The 17,457-nt window shown below is 69.1% G+C and carries 18 protein-coding genes and 1 pseudogene; 5 read left to right on the top strand and 14 right to left on the bottom strand.

All coding sequences use genetic code 11. The features are described 5' to 3' along the window. Nucleotide 1: 1 nt before the first annotated feature. Nucleotides 2–1,069 carry a histidine kinase gene (locus tag MUB56_RS18760; protein WP_244928530.1) on the bottom strand — a complete coding sequence of 356 codons (1,068 nt, stop codon included), beginning with the start codon at nt 1,067–1,069 and terminating at the stop codon, nt 2–4. A 241-nt stretch (nt 1,070–1,310) separates the two neighbouring features. On the opposite strand from MUB56_RS18760, the gene MUB56_RS18755 reads away from it, so the two are divergent. Both MUB56_RS18755 and MUB56_RS18750 read left to right on the top strand, forming a co-directional pair. Then, on the top strand, nt 1,311–2,222 hold the full coding sequence (locus tag MUB56_RS18755; RefSeq protein ID WP_244928529.1) for an ATP-binding cassette domain-containing protein: 912 nt from the start codon (nt 1,311–1,313) through the stop codon (nt 2,220–2,222). Then, on the top strand, nt 2,219–3,001 hold the full coding sequence (locus MUB56_RS18750) for a hypothetical protein (RefSeq protein WP_244928528.1): 783 nt from the start codon (nt 2,219–2,221) through the stop codon (nt 2,999–3,001). Before MUB56_RS18755 ends, MUB56_RS18750 begins: the two co-directional genes overlap by 4 nt. 214 nt (nt 3,002–3,215) lie before the next feature. Here the strand turns inward: MUB56_RS18750 and MUB56_RS18745 are convergent, their stop codons facing one another. Then, nucleotides 3,216–4,724, bottom strand: coding sequence for an ATP-binding protein (locus MUB56_RS18745; RefSeq protein WP_244928527.1), 1,509 nt, complete (start codon nt 4,722–4,724; stop codon nt 3,216–3,218). Next, nucleotides 4,721–5,143 (bottom strand): hypothetical protein, encoded by a 423-nt coding sequence (locus MUB56_RS18740; protein WP_244928526.1) that lies wholly within the window; start codon nt 5,141–5,143, stop codon nt 4,721–4,723. The genes MUB56_RS18745 and MUB56_RS18740 overlap by 4 nt, the downstream gene beginning before the upstream one ends. A 100-nt stretch (nt 5,144–5,243) precedes the next feature. On the opposite strand from MUB56_RS18740, the gene MUB56_RS25935 reads away from it, so the two are divergent. Next, complete coding sequence (locus MUB56_RS25935) at nt 5,244–5,366, top strand: hypothetical protein (RefSeq protein ID WP_280637314.1); 123 nt, start codon at nt 5,244–5,246, stop codon at nt 5,364–5,366. Between the two features lie 73 nt (nt 5,367–5,439). On the opposite strand, the gene MUB56_RS18735 is transcribed toward MUB56_RS25935, so the two are convergent. The 5 genes from MUB56_RS18735 to MUB56_RS18715 all read right to left on the bottom strand — a co-directional run bounded on the left by MUB56_RS18735 (nt 5,440) and on the right by MUB56_RS18715 (nt 9,503). Then, complete coding sequence (locus tag MUB56_RS18735; RefSeq protein ID WP_244928525.1) at nt 5,440–6,891, bottom strand: SCO6880 family protein; 1,452 nt, start codon at nt 6,889–6,891, stop codon at nt 5,440–5,442. 7 nt (nt 6,892–6,898) lie between these two features. Further along, nucleotides 6,899–8,215 carry a type IV secretion system protein gene (locus MUB56_RS18730; protein WP_244928524.1) on the bottom strand — a complete coding sequence of 439 codons (1,317 nt, stop codon included), beginning with the start codon at nt 8,213–8,215 and terminating at the stop codon, nt 6,899–6,901. Nucleotides 8,216–8,249: 34 nt separating this feature from the next. After that, nucleotides 8,250–8,555 carry a DUF6112 family protein gene (locus MUB56_RS18725; protein ID WP_244928523.1) on the bottom strand — a complete coding sequence of 102 codons (306 nt, stop codon included), beginning with the start codon at nt 8,553–8,555 and terminating at the stop codon, nt 8,250–8,252. 29 nt (nt 8,556–8,584) lie between these two features. Then, complete coding sequence (locus tag MUB56_RS18720; RefSeq protein ID WP_244928522.1) at nt 8,585–8,875, bottom strand: DUF6112 family protein; 291 nt, start codon at nt 8,873–8,875, stop codon at nt 8,585–8,587. A 457-nt stretch (nt 8,876–9,332) separates the two neighbouring features. Beyond that, nucleotides 9,333–9,503: a hypothetical protein gene (locus MUB56_RS18715; protein WP_244928521.1), complete on the bottom strand. Its 171-nt coding sequence runs from the start codon at nt 9,501–9,503 to the stop codon at nt 9,333–9,335. A 183-nt stretch (nt 9,504–9,686) separates the two neighbouring features. On the opposite strand from MUB56_RS18715, the gene MUB56_RS18710 reads away from it, so the two are divergent. After that, the gene (locus MUB56_RS18710) at nt 9,687–11,027 is read left to right on the top strand and encodes a potassium transporter TrkG (protein WP_244928520.1); all 1,341 of its coding nucleotides are present in this window, start codon (nt 9,687–9,689) and stop codon (nt 11,025–11,027) included. Nucleotides 11,028–11,052: 25 nt separating this feature from the next. Further along, a complete protein-coding gene (locus MUB56_RS18705) occupies nt 11,053–11,691 on the top strand; it encodes a TrkA family potassium uptake protein (RefSeq protein ID WP_244928519.1) in 639 nt (212 codons plus the stop codon). A 92-nt stretch (nt 11,692–11,783) separates the two neighbouring features. Here the strand turns inward: MUB56_RS18705 and MUB56_RS18700 are convergent. From MUB56_RS18700 to MUB56_RS18675, 6 genes and pseudogenes are all read right to left on the bottom strand, one after another. Further along, nucleotides 11,784–12,101 (bottom strand): annotated as a pseudogene (locus MUB56_RS18700) (IS3 family transposase); the annotation flags it as partial. Nucleotides 12,102–12,158: 57 nt separating this feature from the next. Further along, the gene (locus MUB56_RS18695) at nt 12,159–13,277 is read right to left on the bottom strand and encodes a C40 family peptidase (protein WP_244928518.1); all 1,119 of its coding nucleotides are present in this window, start codon (nt 13,275–13,277) and stop codon (nt 12,159–12,161) included. A gap of 7 nt (nt 13,278–13,284) precedes the next feature. Continuing rightward, nucleotides 13,285–13,953, bottom strand: coding sequence for a hypothetical protein (locus MUB56_RS18690; protein WP_244928517.1), 669 nt, complete (start codon nt 13,951–13,953; stop codon nt 13,285–13,287). Between the two features lie 45 nt (nt 13,954–13,998). Beyond that, nucleotides 13,999–14,976: a ParB N-terminal domain-containing protein gene (locus MUB56_RS18685; RefSeq protein ID WP_244928516.1), complete on the bottom strand. Its 978-nt coding sequence runs from the start codon at nt 14,974–14,976 to the stop codon at nt 13,999–14,001. Then, a complete protein-coding gene (locus MUB56_RS18680; protein WP_244928515.1) occupies nt 14,969–15,778 on the bottom strand; it encodes a serine/arginine repetitive matrix protein 2 in 810 nt (269 codons plus the stop codon). Before MUB56_RS18680 ends, MUB56_RS18685 begins: the two co-directional genes overlap by 8 nt. 346 nt (nt 15,779–16,124) lie before the next feature. Continuing rightward, complete coding sequence (locus MUB56_RS18675; protein WP_244928514.1) at nt 16,125–17,033, bottom strand: bifunctional DNA primase/polymerase; 909 nt, start codon at nt 17,031–17,033, stop codon at nt 16,125–16,127. Between the last annotated feature and the right edge of the window lie 424 nt (nt 17,034–17,457).

Below are 17,457 nucleotides of genomic sequence, written 5' to 3'. Positions count from 1 at the left end.
ATCAAGTTGCCCATGGCAGCGAAGCCCTCAAGGTGAACACGTCGTCGGTCTCGACGATGTCGAGCGTCCCGCCGGCGATCTCGACCCGCTCTCGCAACCCGGCCAGCCCACGACCGGCGCCCGGCACCAGCGACCGGTCGAGGCGACCCCGGGGGTTGCGGACGCTCACGTCGAGTCCGGTGTCGGACGAGCCGGTCACCGTGACGGAGACCGGTCTGCCAGGGGCGTGCTTGCGAGCGTTGGTGAGTCCCTCCTGCACGATCCTGTAGACCGTTCTGCCTGTCCCGGCGGCAGGAGAGCCCGTCACGTCGCGGCTCAGCGTGACGTCCATGCCGGCCTCCCGGGTCTCGACGAGTAACGCGTCGAGATCGGCGAGCGTCGGCTGAGGTCGCCGCGGCCCTTCGTCGTCGTCTCGCAGCACGTCCAGTACCTGGCGCAGGTCGTTGAGCGCCTCGTGCGCCGTGGTCTTGATGACCTGGGCCGTCTCCTTCTGTTGTTCCGCGGTGAGGTCGTCGCGGTAGGTCAGCGCGCCGGCATGGATGGTGACGAGCGAGATCCGGTGCGCGAGGGCGTCGTGCATCTCCCGCGCGATCCGGGCGCGCTCGGCCGTGCGCGCCTGCTCGGCCCGTTGCTCCTGCTCAACCCGTGCGCGTGCTGCCTGGTCGCGCAGGTTCGCCTCGAGCTCGCGGCGCGACCCGACGTACATGCCAAGCACCACGACGGCCAGCGTGACGGAGGCGCCGAAGGAAAGCAGCGCCCACGTTGGGCCTGCGACCGGGCTGTACCTCACCACCCACGTCTCTTCGGAGGTGACGAGCCACCCGTAGAGGAGCAGCACGGTCACGTTGAGCGCTGCTAGAGGAAGGATCTCGGGCAGCCGTCGCCGGGTCGCCAACGACGCGAGCGCCAGGACGGCGGGCCCCATCGCCGACATCGAGAAGAGCCCAAACAGGGTCAGCACGACGGCGGTCACGACCGGTCGGCGCCGCCGGAACTGCACGAGCACGAACGCGGCGACGCCCGCAGCGAGGTCCAGCCAGAACCACCCTGGGTAGCGCGCAGCCTGCACTCCGGCGATCTCGGCCCACGCGGCCGCCGAGATCGCCAGGCAGGCGACGAACCGCCACGCGCGGCCGCGCGTGGTCAGTGGCGGTTGGACCTCGGGCACCGGTCAAGGCTACGAGTTCCCGCGCCCACCACTCGATCGACCTCGGTCTCGCCGCTACGACCGGATGCCGATACCCAGGTATCGCCCAAGTCGATGCCCGGGCCCACTGCCGTGAACCGGTCTGCCCGGCACGGTGGAGGGCATGATCGAGCTCGAACACGTCACCAAGCACTACGGCAACTTCGCCGCCCTGGACGATGTCTCCTTCTGCGCCCACCCCGGCCGGATCACCGGCTTCCTCGGGCCCAACGGAGCCGGCAAATCCACCGCGATGCGGATCCTCGTCGGGCTCACCTCCCCCGACCACGGGACCGCCACCGTCGGACAGTACCCGTACATCGACATCCCGAGCCCGGCCCGACACGTCGGGGTGCTGCTCGACGCATCCGCCCAGCACGCGGGCCGGACCGGCCGGGAAGTCCTCACCCTGTCGACCATCGCCCTGGGCCTCCCGACCGCCAGAGCAGAGGAAATGCTGACCCTGGTCGGCCTCAAGGGGGCCGCGGACCGTCGGGTCGGCGCCTACTCGCTCGGCATGCGCCAACGGCTGGGCATCGCCAACGCCCTGATCGGCGACCCCTCGGTGCTCGTGCTCGACGAGCCCGCCAACGGGCTCGACCCGTCCGGCATCCGGTGGATGCGCTCCCTGCTCCGCGACTACGCAACCGAAGGCGGCACGGTGCTGCTCTCGTCCCACCTGCTGAACGAGGTCGAGCTGATCGCCGACGACATCATCCTCATCCACCACGGTCAGATCGCGGCACGCGGAAGCAAGGCCGAGCTCCTCGCCACCACAGGCACGTTCGTCCGGGCCGAGTCGCCCGGGGAACTCTCCGCCGTACTGGACCGGACCGGGATCCGCGCCACCGCCGCTCCTGACGGTGGGGTCCACACTGACGTCGACCCGCTGCACGTCGGCCGCGTCACCGCTGCCGCCGGCGTCGTGCTCACCGAGCTCCGCCCCCGGCAGGGCACCGGCCTCGAGGAGATCTTCATGCAGATGACGGCCGAGGACGATCCGGCAAGCCCCCGAGCAGAAGGAGCCGCCCGATGACCCAACTCACCCCGCCGCCGGCCCCGCGACTCGACATCGCGGCCCACCCCCGCACCCCGCTCGGCCGACTGGTCAGGCTGGAGCTGCGCAAGATGGTCGACACCCGCGCGGGCCGCGCGCTGCCGCTGGCCATCGCGCTGATCAGCACGCTCTCCGTGATCATCCTCGGGGTGGCCGGCGACGAGAGCGACCAGCGGTTCGACACCTTCGCGGCCTTCACGCTGGTGCCCCAAGGCTTCCTGCTGCCAGTGCTCGGTATCCTGCTCGTGACCCAGGAGTGGAGCCAGCGCACCGCGATCGTGACGTTCAGCCAGGAGCCGCACCGCCGTCGGGTCGTCGAGGCAAAGGTCCTGGCCGCCTTGGTCCTCGGGGCCGCCGCCCTCCTCTTCGCGCTGGCCCTGGCCGTCACCGCCACTCTCCTCTTCGCACCCGAGGGAGGCTTCGCCGAGGTGACGGCAGCGGACTTCGCGGAGCTCGCCTTCATCCACGTCTCGTCGCTCCTCCAGGGGATCGCGTTCGGGATGGTGTTCCTCGCCAGTGCGCCCGCGATCGTGACCTTCTTCGTGATCCCACTAATGTCCGGTGTCGTGCAGAGCGTCTGGGCGGTCCCGCAGGACCGGATAGCCTGGTTCGAGCTCGCGACCGCGCAGGCCGCCGCGTTCGAACCGGGCGCCCTCGAAGGCACACAATGGGCGCAGCTGCTGCTCACCACGTGCCTGTGGGTCGGGCTCCCGTTCCTGATCGGCCTCACCCGGTTGCTGCGCGCCGAGATCAAGTAGCTCGTCACGGGCGTTCCGTACCAGGAACTCGCAACGGTGAAGACGCAAGTCGGCACACATGCCGCTACTCATGCGTCCCGGATGCCCCGCCCGGAGAGGTTCTCGGTGACGGCTGCCTATTCGGCACGCGACTCGCTTCCCCACGCACTCTCCGAACCTGAGTGTGCTCCTCGGGTCGAGGCCGTTGCGTATGCTCAGGTTCGTCGCAGAACCGTCAAAACTCGCGCGAACTTCTAAAGAGTCCTCTCATGCGGGCGGTGGTGTCGAAGAGGTCGTTCTCGGCGGGGTGCATCTGGTGCTGGACGACGAAGGAGCGGTGCTTGATCCGCCACAGCCCTTGGCCGGTGCCGAGGGTGGGGATGAGGGACTGCTCGGTGCCGGTGAGCCCGAGTGCCGCGGAGGTGGGTCCGAGTTGGTCGGACTCTTGGCGGTAGACGATCCGGGTCTCGGCGTTCGCGAGCAGTGACGAGGCGAGCGCTCGCATTGCGGAGCCTTGGTCGCCGACGTTGTCGAGGTCGGAGAGCTTGTGGAAGATCAGCATGTTCGCGATCCCGTAGTGCCGGGCCAGGCGCCATTGCGCGTCCATGCGTCGCAACAGTGCGGGGTGCGACATCAGCCGCCAGGCCTCGTCGTACACGACCCACCGCTGGCCACCGGCGGGGTCGAGGAGCGCGGACTCCATCCACGCCGACGCACACGTCATCAGCACCGAGACCAAGGTCGCGTTCTCGGTGACGCGGGACAGATCGAGCGAGATCATCGGCAGCGTCGCATCGAAGGTCACCGTGGACGGCCCGTCGAACAGCCCGGCCAGGTCGCCCGCGACGAGACGGCGCAGGGCGTGGCCGACCAGGCGTCCGTCCTCGGTCAGACGGCCGTCCGGGTCGTCTACGGTCTCGGGGGCGAGGAGGCGGTCGACGACCATCGGTAGGACGGGTACGTCGGTGCCGCGGACGGTGCGGTCGATGGCAAGGTCGACCGCGGTGTGCTCCACGGGGGTGAGCCTGCGGTCGAGGACGGTCTCGGCCAGGGCGCCGACGAGATCCCGGCGCCGGGCGGCGACCTGGGCGGCCCACTGCACGTCGTCCAGCCCGGAGGGACGGTGGCCCTCGTCGAGCGGGTTGAGCCGGGTCGCCATCCCGTGACCGAGGGCGATCGCGCGGCCGCCGACCGCCTGGGCGACGGCGGTGTGCTCGCCCTTCGGGTCGCCGGGCACGTAGACGCGGCGCCCGAACGGGATCGAGCGCGCGTAAAGGCTCTTGGCCAGACAGGACTTGCCGGAGCCGACGATGCCGGCCAGGACGAGGTTCGGGGCGGTGATCAGACCACGGGCGTACAGCACCCAGGGGTCGTAGACGAACGAGCTGCCGGAGTAGAGGTCCTGGCCGACGAAGACACCTTCGCTGCCCAGCCCGCCCTCGGCCAGGAACGGATACGCCCCCGCCAGCGTGGCCGAGGTGTCCTGGTGGCGGGGGAGGCGGAACCGGCCCGGTGTCCGCAACGCCGCGGGACCGGGTTCACCCGCACGGGGCAACCTGGTGGTCGCGCGGCGCTCGGCCGTGAGGTCGTCGGCCCGCCCTCTCGCTTCGGTACGGCGCGCGTCGCGGTCCTCAGACACCAACGAGCGTGCGGCGGCCCTGCGCAGCTTGCGGTCCTTGCGGCCCTCCCGGCCCGGGGCGACCAGGACGGCGGAGTGGAGGCGCCCGTCCTGCCACCTGGTCATAGCGACAACCCGTCGTCACGAACCGGCCGAGGAGCCGGAACCGGAGCTGGGGCGGGTGCGACGGGGGAGTCGTGGACGTCGTAGGCGATCGTCGCCTCGACCTCGTGCGCCCGGTCGACCACCTCAGCGACCTGATGGACCATCTCGGCCGCACGGTGGAGTTCCCAGGAGACGCGGTACGACGCCGCTCGGCCGGCGTGCGGATCCCCGGCGACCCGCGCGGTGCTCGTGACAGGCGCGTCGTGGAAGCCACCGAGTTGGTGAAGCGCCTGGGTCAGCGACGCGAGGGCGGAGCTGATCGCGCCGAGGACGGCGTAGACGGCCGTCGGGTCTTCGATCCGGCGCGTCGCGTGGGCCAGTCCTCGGAGCGCTTCGCGGACCTCGTCGGCATCGAGAACCGGGTCGTCGAAGGTGGGCATGTTGTCCTCCTCGGTCGATGTGCGTGCTCATCGATGAGGTGCGTGCGGTGCTCCGTCGTGTCGACCGGGCTCCACGCGCCGGTCGGCCTACGCTGAGGTCGTGGCTGATCTGACGGAGCCGTGTCCGAACTGCGACACGATGATGCGCTGGGAGACCTCGCACGAGCGCTGCGACGGGTGCGGCTACATCCGTCCCTGCTGCGAGGGCGCTCCCTGCTACTGAACGGGGCTACCGGGCGACCCAGGTCAACGCGGACGGATGCTGCGGGCGGGAGTCGTCAGCGACGGTCCAGCGATCAGATGCCCCGGGCGAGCGGAAGCGCCCCTGCGCAGAACCCCTGCGCCTGCTGTCCCCAGAGCCGTCGGGTCTCGCAGGAGGCCTGGATCGCGGCCTGCTCGATCGCCGCGACCGCTCGTTCGAGCTCGTCGGGGTCGGTCGCGCTGACGGCGACCAGGCCGGTGCAGCGCAGTACGCCGTGGCCGGCGGTGAGGTCGGCTTCCTGCTGGAGGACGTCGTGGTACTCAGCTGTCTGCTGGGCGTCCTCGATCTGCCCGATCTTCTGCCGCTGGGCGGCGTCCGAGATGTACTCGGTCTTCTTCTTGCGGATGTCGCGGGCCGCGCGGTCGGTGCGCATCGGCGTGTAGAGCAGCGAGAACGTGCGGCGGATCCCGGAGGACAGCAGCACGGGGGCGAGGAAGCCGGGGAAGACCAGCGAGCGGGGCCACTCGCTGACCCACAGCACGCAGTGGTGCGCGGAGTCGCTGCGCAGGCTGGCCCACGACTCGGAGACGGCCACCGGGCCGGCGGTGGCCAGGTCGCGGCCCACGCCGCCGTGGCGTTCGAGCGCGCCGGCGACGGCCGGGTCGTAGGCCGAGCGCAGGATCAGCGCCAGGTCGCCGGGTGTCAGCCACTCGGTGGGGGAGAGGTCGGCGGAGCGGAGCGCGGCGAGCACCGTGGCCATCTCCTGACGCAGTACGGCGGCGGCCCCGCGGTTGCCACCGCCGGCTGCTCGGATGGCGCGGGCGGCGGTCTTGAGGTCAAGCGAGATCGAGATGGTGCTGGCGTGACGTTCGCCGGCCGGTCCGGCGCGCTCGACGAGCTCGGCGTACGTCGTCGAGGCCCACGAGCCCGTCCGGGTGCCGTGGGCCTCCCACCAGTCGGCCAGGCCCTTGCCAGACTCGGGCAGCGTCCGCTCCATCACCTGCAGTGATGCGAGGCGTCCGGATCGGCAGGTTGTGGCGAGGACGCGGCCCCAGGACACCACGCGTCGTTCCTGCTCGGCGGGATCGAGGAGCACGAACGCCGGATGAGCGACGCCGATGATCGCGGTCAGCGTCGCGGCGTGGGGGTCGTGCACCATCACGGCGTCGGTTTCGGGGTCGACCCACTGACGCAGCCGGGCGGCATCGCCGGGTAGGGCGAGGGTTCCCGCGGGGCGCGGCTTCACGATGCGTCGCCGGTACAGCAGCTGTCCGCCGGACGAGCGCCACAGCCACCGGGCACCGATCGGCGCCCACTCGATCAGCTTTCGTCCGCCGGCACCGACGAACGCCAGGGCGACGAACACCCCGATGAGAGGGAACGTCAGCAGGACGGCGCCCACGTACAGGCCGAGGATCAGCGTGCCCGAGGCGAGGGCTGCCATCAGGAGCTGTGGACCCGAGAGGCCGAGGAGCACCCCGCGTCGGGTGAGGCGGGAGAACTTGATCGGCGTCAACGACGGTTCGGAGCTGGTCGAGGCGGACACGGGCGGGTCAATTCCGTTCGGCGGGTGCGGCAAGCGTGGACTCGGCGACCGCCGTCGGGACCGACGTAGCAGGGGACGCTGAGTCGGATGCCTGCGCCTGATCCGTGGCCTGCGCAGCGACGAACCCGCCGAGCCGTGGCCCGGCCGCAGCGGCCTCCTTGGCCACCACCGCGCTCGCGGCGACCGCGCCACCCGCGGCGGCCCCGCCGCCAGCTGCGCCTCCAGATCCGACACCCCCGCCGGTCGTCGCACCTGGGTTGCCACTCGACGGTGCACCGGCAGGGGATCCGCCGGTCGCCGTACCACCGCCGCCGAGCGTCGAGGCACCTGGCGGACCGGCAGTGGAACCGCCGGGTGCCGTACCGCCACCGCCGTCTCCAAGGATCTTGGTCGGCTCGCTCCCGGTCCTCCGCGACAGCGGGATCGGCAGTGGCCGGTTGAGCGCACCCTTGGCTTCCTGCTCGGCCGACATCGCGTGGTGCATGTCGAAGCCCATGAAGGCGATCGCCTTGTAGGTCAGGTACGGCGCGAACCCGGCCATGAGCATGAGCACGACCCCGGCCATCGGCTGACTGACCGACTCCAGATCAGCATCGATCGGCGCCGACACCTGCGCCGTGGCGAGGAGGAAGATCACCACCAGCACGACCTTGGACAAGATCATCGCGATGACGAACGTCGCCCACCGGCTCACCCAGCCCCGCGTGTGATCCCAACTCGACCCCGCCAGCGCGATCGGCGCGAACACGATCGCAATCAGCAGCAGAGCTTTACGGATCAGCAGGCTGATCCACACCACCATCGCTCCGGCGATGGCGAGGCCGGCGAGGAAGATCGTCAGGATCGAACCCGCACCCGGTGCGGCGAGGTGGATGGTGCCGAGTCCCTTCGCAAGGACGCCGACCCGCTCGCCCATCTCGTCCATGTTGGTGCCGGCGGCGTTGACGATCCCGACGCACAGCTGGTCAGTGATCTCCAACGCCGTGCCCACGAGCGCGAGTACGACGAACGACCCGAGGATCGACTTCGCCAAACCCAGTGCGGCTCGGGTGAGCCCGGCTGGTTCCCGTCGGATCATGGCGCCGATGACCTGGAGCATGAAGAAGCCGAGCATCACGAAGACACCGACGCCGAACATGATGCCGTAGACGTCCGTGTACTCGCCGCTGGTCACATCGACGTACGTCGTGGAGTCGATGACCTGCCACACGGAGGTGAACATCCACTCCGCCGCGCCACTCATGCCCTGGGCGAGCCAGTCGAACGGCGCCGTAACGACCGCACCCGCAGCGTCCCCGGCGGCGTTGCAGACCGGATGGATCACCGGAACATCGCACACACCCATAACGTGCCTCCGTTCAGACCTGCTGCCCGACGTTCCAAAAGAAGTTCACGAGCGTCACCGACGCCCCACACACGATCGCGGCACCCAGCGCGACCAGGACGCCGACTTTCCCGCGACCCGCGAGATGCGGGTTCGACGAATTCGCACCCAACGCCCACACGATGGCCGAGAGAATCAGGGCGAGTACGGCGAGGATCAACCCGATCGTCATCGCCGCGCCGACCACGTCGCGCAGCTGCTGGATGCCGGGCAACCCATCGGAGTTCGGGCTGATGCTGATATCGAGCGGGAACAGGGCGGCGGCCGTGGAAAGGTTCATCGAAGCTCCTGAGGACGAGGGCGGACGCCTCATAGGTGAGCGCCGAGATCCAGCAGCCAGTTCGCCCACGCGAGCGCGCCCCCGGTCAGGACGGCCCCGCCGATGGCGACGAAGCAGCCGACCTTGGCCCGCTGTGCGGTGTGCGAGCTCCCCGAGCTGGATGCGATCGCCCAGGTCGCAACGGACACCACAAGCATCAGTACCGCGATGACCAGGCTGTAGGTCAGCAGGGCTCCGACGATGGCGCGGAGATCCCCCGAGCCGCCGATGGCGCCGAAGTTTGGGCCGAATGCGATCAGGCCGACAGGAAGCTTGTCCATGCACCAAGGTGCACAGACGGGACATTCGCGGCCGGTCGACTTCGCGCGCAGAGCCAGGCGACCGCCGAGCTGATGTCGATCGTGCTCGCTCGGGGCTTACGACTGATGGACATCCACGGCGTCGGTCCCATGGTCGCGGGCCGGGTTCTGGCCGACGTGGACGACTTAGTTCGGTTCGCCGACCGCAACCGGCTCGCGTCCTGGACCGGCACCCCTTGACGCCTCCTCAGGTGAGCAGAACCGGCCCAGGCTGTCCCGGGCCGGGAACCGACGGATGAACCATAAGCTGGCATAGCCAACTGCTCGGCGACTAGCCGAACTGGGACGATCGAAGTCCGCGGTATCCATAGGGTGTCGGTCGCGAAGCAGAGGCTAGGAGCTCCTGCGGCGTAGGTGACCATGGCGGACGCGTAGGCGTCGACGAGGACGCCTGTGCACGGTGCGCCCGCCGTGATCGTTACAGCAGGTATTGACCGAGCAGTATCAGCCCGAATCCCACGAGGATGCTGACCAGCGGGTCGGCGTGAAAGCGCCCCTCACCCTTGGTCGCCACGATTGCGGTGGCGCGCAGCATGAGGATGACGCCGACTGCCATAGCGACGACTGGCACCCATGCAGGCACGTCCACATCTGATCCTCACCAGTGCGATGCGCGACCGGTCGCTGCCCTACGCCAGCACTCAACGGCACCGCCAGGAAGCCTACATTCTCTCGGGTCGGATGCGGTTGGGCCGTCCACCTCTCCACTCGGCCAGCCGCGCCGCTACGTTGTCATGGTTTGGCCGACCAGGCCATATAGCAGGAGGCAAGCGTGAGAAGCATCTGGAGCGGGATGGCACACCCAGCCCGGATCGTGCCGCTCGCGTTCCTTGCTGCTGTCATCGTCGGCACGGTGCTGCTCTCGTTGCCGTACGCGACACCCGGCCCGACGCGACCTCCGGTCCTAACGGCCGCTTTCACCACCGTCTCGGCCGTGTGCGTCACCGGGCTCACCACCGTGGACACCGCTACCTACTGGTCACCGTTCGGCCAAGTCGTCATCATGGGCCTCATCCAAGTCGGCGGGTTCGGAATCATGACGCTCGCGACCCTGCTCGGGATGCTGGTCGGCGGGAAACTGCGGCTCAAGTCGTCCCTGATCGCCCAGGCCGAGACCCATACCCTCAACATCGGCGACGTACGACATGTGGTGCGTCGGGTCGCGATCACAATGCTGGCGTTCGAGGCGGCCTTCGCGGCCTTGCTGACCGCCCGCTTCCGGGTCCGCTACGACGAGTCGTGGGCGGACGCGGTCTGGCATGGGGTGTTCCACTCCATCTCGGCGTTCAACAACGCCGGATTCGCGCTCTACTCCGACAACCTCATCGGGTTCGTCGACGACGCTTGGATCATGTTCCCCATCTGTGTCGCGATAGTCGCCGGAGGCATAGGGTTCCCGGTCCTGTTCGAACTACGCCGCCGCTGGCGAAACCCGCGCGAGTGGACCGTGCACACACGACTGACCGTCTACGGCACGCTCATCCTGCTTGTGACGGGCATCGGGGCGTTCCTGGCTCTGGAATGGGCCAACCCAGACACCCTCGGCGGACTCAGCCCATTGGGAAAGGTCGTCGGCGGCATCACCGGCGGCGTCGTGCCCCGCACAGCGGGCTTCAACAGCATCGACTACGGGCAGATCACCCCCGAGACCATGGCCATCAACTACGTCCTCATGTTCATCGGCGGCGGCTCGGGCGGTACCGCCGGAGGCATCAAGGTCACTACGTTCTTCCTCCTCGCCTTCGTCATCTGGTCCGAAGTGCGCGGCGAACGCGACACCAACATCGCCCACCGCATGATCGGCGCCCAGACCCTGCGACAGGCCCTCACCGTGGTACTGCTCGCCCTGGCCGCCATTGCCGTCGGCACCATGACGATCCTGCTGGTCACCGACTACGCACTTGACGTGGTCCTCTTCGAGACCATCTCCGCATTCGCCACCGTTGGCCTCTCCACCGGCATCACCCCCAATCTGCCACCGGCTGCCGAGATCACCCTCATGGTCCTCATGTTCGTCGGACGCGTCGGCACCATCACCGTCGCCTCAGCGCTTGCGCTGAAGTCCCGCCACCGCCACTACCACCTCCCCGAGGAGCGACCCGTCATTGGCTAAGTTCAGGAACCCCGCCCCCACCTCCGTGCTCATCATCGGCCTTGGCCGGTTCGGATCCGCCGTCGCCGAATCCTTGGTCCGAATGGGACAGGAGGTCCTTGCCATTGACGAGAACCAGGCCCTGGTCGACCGATGGGCGGATGAGCTGACCCACGTTGCACAAGCCGACACCACCGACGACGAGGCGCTGCGCCAACTCGGCGTAGCCGACTTCGACCGCGCTGTGGTCGCCATCGGCACCGACATCGAAGCCAGCGTCCTGACGGTCCTGGCGCTGGCCGAAGCCGGTATCCCCGACATCTGGGCCAAGGCCATCACCCGCAAACACGGCGCCATCCTCGAACGAGTCGGCGCCCACCACGTCATCTACCCCGAGTTCTCCATGGGCGAACGCGTCGCCCACATGCTCACCGGTCGAATGATGGACTACATCGAGTTCGACGACGAGTTCTCCATTGCCCGCACCCTCGCCCCACCCTTCACGTGGGACAAGACCCTTGCCGAGTCAGCACCGCGAAGCAAGTACTGCGTCACCATCGTCGGCGTCAAACGCACCGGAGAAGACTTCACCTACGCGCGCCCCGAAACCACCGTCAGCCGCCACGACCACCTCATCGTTTCCGGCCCCACTCGCAAGGTCGAAGAGTTCTGCAACATCCGCTGAGCAACTCTTACTGGCGACTCGACCCAAAGCAGGCTCCGTGAGCTGTGGACGTGACAGCGCCGCTCTCGTCACCACGCGTAGGCCCTTTTGAAGCCGGCGGATGCCTCCGGCATGACGGTTCGGCGCAGGTACGCCGTCATCTTCCGGCGCCCGTAGAAGCCCTCGGGAGCCAGCTTGCGCACCACGACGCCGTTGGCTTCGAGCTTGGTCGTCCAGGCGATGTCGCGTAGTGCGTCGACGACGTGGACATCGGTGACGGTCCGGGCTGCGACGGTGCGTCCGGCGTGCTTCCAGGCCCGGTAGGTCCGTGCGGCGATCTGGCAGCCCTGCTCACGCAGGACGCGACAGATCGACTCGACCGCTTGGTCCTGGCTTCTCATAGTGTCGATGAAGCCCAGACCGGCCGGTTGACAACAGAAGGGAGCCGGGATGCCCGCCGATGACTTGGCGGTCAGGTTTGCGTACGGTCACGCCAGTCGTCGGACCGTCATTATTTCGCCCGCGAACTCCGAGATCGTCCCGTAGCGGACGTGGTCGCCAGTGCGTGGTGCGTGGAGGATCTTGTCGCCGCCGACGTAGATGGTCACGTGGTGTGGGCGGCGGGCGCCGGGGTAGCTGAAGAAGATCAGGTCGCCGGGTTGTTTGTCGGCTGAGGCGATGCCTTGGCCGAGGCGGATTTGGTCGCCGGTGTAGTGGGGAAGTCGGATGCGTCCGCGGGAGGCTTGGTAGGCGGCGTAGAGCACGAGGCCGGAGCAGTCGAAGCCGCCGCCGGTGGGGCCGTTGAAGTCGCCGCCGCCCCAGACGTAAGGCTTGCCGATCTGCTCCGAGGCCGCCGCGATCAGTGCTCCGGGGAAGCCCGGTGGCAGGCCAGCCGGGTGGTCACCGCCGGCCTGTGCGCAGTCCAGGCCGTTGCTCAGCGTGACACCGCTGAGCGTGGTCAGGACCTTCTCGGCGACGGGTTGGTTGACGGCGTAGCGGTCTGGATAGGCGGAAACCTGGACGGCTTGGGCAGCGGCGCCGGGGTCCATGGTCTGCCAGTCGTCGATGTCGAGGAGGCCACGTGGTGTGCCGTGGTTCGGGCCGTTGGGTCCGCCGTAGAAGGCGCGGGAGGACCAGATGGGGTTCATGAGGTTCTCGACGGTGCCCCATCCTGCTGCGGGTCGTTGTTGGAAGAGGCCGACGGAGTCGTGGTCGCTGCCGTTGCCGTCGTTGGGGATTGATGCGGATGCGGGGTAGGCGCTCGTGTTGGACAGGACCCGGAGCGAGGACTCGGTGAGGGCGGTCATGATCGCGATGAGCTGGCCGCGGACCGGGATGGCCTCTGCTTTGCCGACCGCGATGATCGTCGCGGCGCGGGTGAGTTGCTGCTGGTCGAGGGTGACGGTCTCGCCGTAGGTGTTGACCGCGGCCATGGTCGCGGGCACCGGGCCGGTGACGCCGAGGCTCCCGCTCGCGGCGGGGTCCCACAGGCAGGACCCCGAGCCCGCCGCGGCCGGGCTGATCAGGGTCGCGACTCCAACCACGGCGGCACCCGGTGCGAGGAGCACAGTCGCGGCCACGCCGGCGACGAGGATCTTGATGCCCATGGGTCGTTCACCTGAGGGGTTTGTCGAGTTGGGACAGGCGGAGCAGGTGGCAGCGCTCGAAGGCGGGCGGGCAGGCGACGAAGACCGTGAAGGACACGGGGTACGAGGACTTGGTCGGTTCGCCGTTCCAGACGCCGGTGCGGTGTCGGGTTCCCGTGATGTTGATGGCGGTGGTGCCAGGTCGGAGTTGGCCGTTGGCCTGGGTGAGGGCTGCGGCCCAGGAGTCGGGAATGACAGCGTTGCCGATCGCGATGGACTGGGCGACTTCCATCGCGGCGAGGTCGAGCCACTGGTCCACGGTGGGCAGGTAGCTGGCGACGTCGTCGATCAGTCCCGGGGTCTCCTGTCCGGACGGGTCTGCGTCGGCCAGGACGGGAGCCGTGTAGTCGGTGGGCAGGAAGCCTGTGCTGGTGTCCCAGTCGAAAAGCAAGGTGGCGACCGCGCGGGCGTAGGCGACGGCATCCGTGGTCCGAGGGAGCGAGCGATCCGCGAGCGTTGCGGCTGGACCCGGTAGGGCAGCGATGAGCGGCGCTGCGGATGTGGCGCTCGTTCGCGTGGGGTGATCGTTCCCGCCGCCTGGTCCGCTGACCAGTCCGTAGATGCCCACGGTGAGTGTGGCGAGGAACAGAGCGCAGCCGGCGATGAGCATGAGCTGGCGGGGCGTGGGGTGGGCCATGGCGACTCCCAGGACGGTGACGGGGACGTCGGGTAGGTGCTCGGGCTACCCCGAGGGGGTGGCGTGCCGGCGTGCGGTGATGAGCTGATCGCGGAAGGCGATGGTCGCGGTGACGACGCGGTCGAACCGTTCCCAGTCCTCGTCGTTGAGGGAGGCGGCGAGCTCGTCGACGTCGTACATCTCGGTCCAGCCGTCGAGCTCGGTCCAGGTCAGGACGAACGAGCGGACGCTGCGGTAGTGAGTGGTCGTAGCGGGGCGGCGCGTGAGGTTCTTCCGGCCCTTCTCGGCCGCCTCGCGCTCGGCCCGGGCGTGGGCCTCCTGCGCTTGTCGGGTGAGGTCGTCGGTTCCCGTCGGCACGGGCAGTTGGGTCTTCTCGTAGGCGGCCTTGACCTCGGCGTAGAGAGGCTTGACCGGTTCGCCTTGCTCGATGCGGCGCAGGGCGTCGTTGGCCAGCGCCCGGATCTCCGGCGGGGTTGCCTTGCGTGAGGCCCAGTCCATCAGGGCGCAGACCCGCTCGTGGGTGTTGTAGGTCGCCTGACCGGTGACGGCCATGGCTGCTTGGCGCCGTGCATCGCCGGTGTCTCCCGGTCCCGCACCGGGTGCGGGACCGGAGGTTCCCCCGGTGGCGGGGGCGCCGAACTGGGTTGCCTGCTTGCGAAGTTCCGCCTCGTCGGTTCGGATCGCTTTCAGCTCCCGGTAGAGCGAGGCCTTCTCGAGTTCGGTGAGGGGCTTGTGGAGCTGGTTCTCGTCCTGTTGGGCGAGCAGGTGCTGCAGCTGGTCGGAGATGCCGGAGCGGACCCAGACCTTCACCGTCCGCCAGCCCAGGCGGCGTACCGCTTCCAGGCGGCGCCAGCCGCAGACGAGCACGCCCTCGGGGGTGATGGTGATCGGCTGGAGCAGGCCGAGTCGTTCGATGGACTCGATCAGCTGTGCGAGGTCGCCGGGGTCCTTGCGGTGACGTACGCCGATGAAGATCGAGTCGAGGGTCCGGTCGAGCTCGATGTGGCCGCGGTGCTCAGACATGAACGCCTCCTCGCGGGTCCGGCGCGGTGTCGGCGATCTCCAGGACGAGCAGGTCGTCGTCGAGCACCTCGGTGACCGGATGGCCGATCAGCAGCCGGAGCAGCAGGCCGTGGCCATCAGCGGTCCAGGCCTCGTCCGGGTTCGGGTTGCCGAGGACGACGCGGAGCAGGGTCGCCCACGCGTCCCGGTCGAGGTCGAGGAGCGCGCGGGCGGTGTGGTCGCGGCGCAATGCCGCGTGGGTCGTGGTCCGGTTGCCGGATTCGATCAGGCGCGCGGCGATGTAGTCCAGTGCGCAGGTGGCGGTGTCGCGGGGCCACCCGAGTGCGGTGAAGAGGTCGATGACGGTCTCGACCGCCTCGAAGGCGCCCGTCGGGGGAGTCTCCTCAGTGTCGATGGGCGCGACGGCGAGGGAGGGCAGGAGGTTCACCAGGTCGGCCTCGGTGTCGCTGAAGCGGCGTACGTCGTGGTGGCGCGAGACCTCGGGACGTCGGGCCCGGTCGGGGGAGCACAGGAGGCCCTCGGCGCGTTCCTCGGCGATGAGGCTGACCTTGACCGCCTGAGTCACCACCGCCCACGGGTCGTCGGCCGTGCGCACGGCGTAGGTGCGCATCGCCTCGAACGCGGCGGCTGCACCGATCGCGGGGTCGCAGTGGTGCTTGATCGACAGCGCCTGGTACTTGCGGGTGGCGAACAGCATGAGTTCGCGCGCCTCGGCGTCGTGTTCCCAGGCGTGTGGCCCGGTCGCGCGGAGCCGGACGAGGAGACGTCGAAGCCCCTGGGCCGTGGTGAACGAGTGCGTCATAGCTGGAGTCCTTCCTCGCGCGCCACGGGGGCGCCTGTTCGGGGTGAGGGAACGTGGCGGGACCGTTGGACCGCGCGGGTGGCCGTGACCGGGGTACGGCGGGCACGCCGGATCAGTTCGGCTTGGAGGTCGATGCCGCGGCCGATCAACGGCGCGACGTAGGGGGTGAGTTCGGTCGGTCGCACCCAGGCCATGCGCGTCGACGCCGCCGCCGGGGAACCGGCGGGGGTGGCGAGGGAGGGGTCGCTGTGACGAGCCAGCTCGCTGGCCGTGTCATCCGTCCGCCGCGCATGAGTGGGTTGGGTTGGCGGTAGTTGGCTGTGGCGGCGGCATTCGGTGTGGGTGTTCACAACTGGATCGCCTCACTCGCTGGGGTAGGGCCCGGGCGGCTCGCGGCGCCAAGGCGGGAGGTGCTGCGGAAGGCGGAGTCGATCGTGGACTTGATCTCGCGGTCGGGAAGCCCTGCGTGCTGTGCGGCGGGCGTCAGGTAACCGGCGACCGTGGTGCGGTCGAGACCGTTCTCGACCATGCGGCACGATGCCCAGAACAGGGATCGGTTGCGTCCACCCTCCGGGGCAGCGGCCACGGTCGCGGCGAGTGCATCCGGGCGACAACCAGTCGCTGCAGCGGACGGAGCAGCCGGAGATGGATTGCGGCGCGGCGGCTCGAGGAAAGCGCGGAGCTTGGTCGCGTCGACCGGTCGGGCCGGCTTGGTCGAGACGGCGATGACGTCGTAGGTCCGGACCATCCCGTTGACCTCGAGCTGGGAGGGGGGAGCGATCACGTAGCCGCCGTCGCCGCGGAAGTCGACGTGTGCCGACGGGACCTGCCAGCAACGCTGCTCCTGGCCGGGGACGGTGGGGTAGTAGGCGTGGATGCCGCCGGACGGGGTCCGCACCGCCCAGCCCCAGCCCTCGGCCAGTCCTTCGGCCCGGGCTCGCTCGAAGGCGCCGAACCCGCTGGCCCCCGAGTGGACGTCGATGTCGACGACGAGGATGCCGGTCCTGGCCCCGGTGGGGAGGCCGATGTTGGCCTCGGGAGTGCGCTGCCACCACTGATGGACGACCCGCGCTGACGACGTTGCGTCGTGGAAGCCGCTCGGGGTCAGCGGCTGCTTGCCGCCCGGCACGCATGGAAAGACCGGGATCCCCAGGTTCGCGTACCGGACCGCAGCACCGGCCAAGGTGCCTTCAGTGGCGACGTGCCGCATCGTCGCAACGGTCCAGTGCGGGACGGGATCTGTCGAGTCGTACATGCCGCGAGCGTGCACCGCCAGGTTCCCCGGAATCGGGGGAACTCAGGCGGGGAACACGAGGGGGTACCTGCGTTTTCGCAGGTCAACAGGTACCCCTAAGAACTCGTGGGGCAAGGCCGAGACGGCTTGCTCTCGGGCTGAAGAAGCGGCACAGACGAATGCGCCGAGTGGTCTTGGTTCCTCGACGGCTGTGACGCTCTTCCCGCTGGCGACCCCCGCGCCTCCGACGAATGCCGCGGGGGCTGCATGTCGCGGCTCGCCATGCTGGTTTCACCACACTGAGCCCCGTTCGCGGTCGGGACTTGCCGCGGTCCTCAAGCGAAATCTGCCGCGTCCTCGAACTCATGCGGGGCTCGATGCAAAGCCTCTTCCTGCATCGGAGGAGTGAGCGCGCCATCCTGGGGGAGTTCGTGATGAAGCACAA

Source organism: Nocardioides sp. W7 (assembly GCF_022919075.1).
GTDB lineage: Bacteria > Actinomycetota > Actinomycetes > Propionibacteriales > Nocardioidaceae > Nocardioides.
The sequence above is the reverse complement of the archived record's forward strand: the minus strand, read 5'-3'. Positions and strand labels throughout refer to the sequence as shown.

Coding starts and splice junctions, on each gene's coding strand:
- MUB56_RS18755 (WP_244928529.1), top strand. CDS start 1,311: ATGATCGAGCTCGAACACGTCACCAAGCACTACGGCAACTTCGCCGCC.
- MUB56_RS18750 (WP_244928528.1), top strand. CDS start 2,219: ATGACCCAACTCACCCCGCCGCCGGCCCCGCGACTCGACATCGCGGCC.
- MUB56_RS18745 (WP_244928527.1), bottom strand. CDS start 4,724: ATGACCAGGTGGCAGGACGGGCGCCTCCACTCCGCCGTCCTGGTCGCC.
- MUB56_RS18740 (WP_244928526.1), bottom strand. CDS start 5,143: ATGCCCACCTTCGACGACCCGGTTCTCGATGCCGACGAGGTCCGCGAA.
- MUB56_RS18725 (WP_244928523.1), bottom strand. CDS start 8,555: ATGAACCTTTCCACGGCCGCCGCCCTGTTCCCGCTCGATATCAGCATC.
- MUB56_RS18720 (WP_244928522.1), bottom strand. CDS start 8,875: ATGGACAAGCTTCCTGTCGGCCTGATCGCATTCGGCCCAAACTTCGGC.
- MUB56_RS18695 (WP_244928518.1), bottom strand. CDS start 13,277: ATGGGCATCAAGATCCTCGTCGCCGGCGTGGCCGCGACTGTGCTCCTC.
- MUB56_RS18690 (WP_244928517.1), bottom strand. CDS start 13,953: ATGGCCCACCCCACGCCCCGCCAGCTCATGCTCATCGCCGGCTGCGCT.
- MUB56_RS18685 (WP_244928516.1), bottom strand. CDS start 14,976: ATGTCTGAGCACCGCGGCCACATCGAGCTCGACCGGACCCTCGACTCG.
- MUB56_RS18680 (WP_244928515.1), bottom strand. CDS start 15,778: ATGACGCACTCGTTCACCACGGCCCAGGGGCTTCGACGTCTCCTCGTC.
- MUB56_RS18675 (WP_244928514.1), bottom strand. CDS start 17,033: ATGTACGACTCGACAGATCCCGTCCCGCACTGGACCGTTGCGACGATG.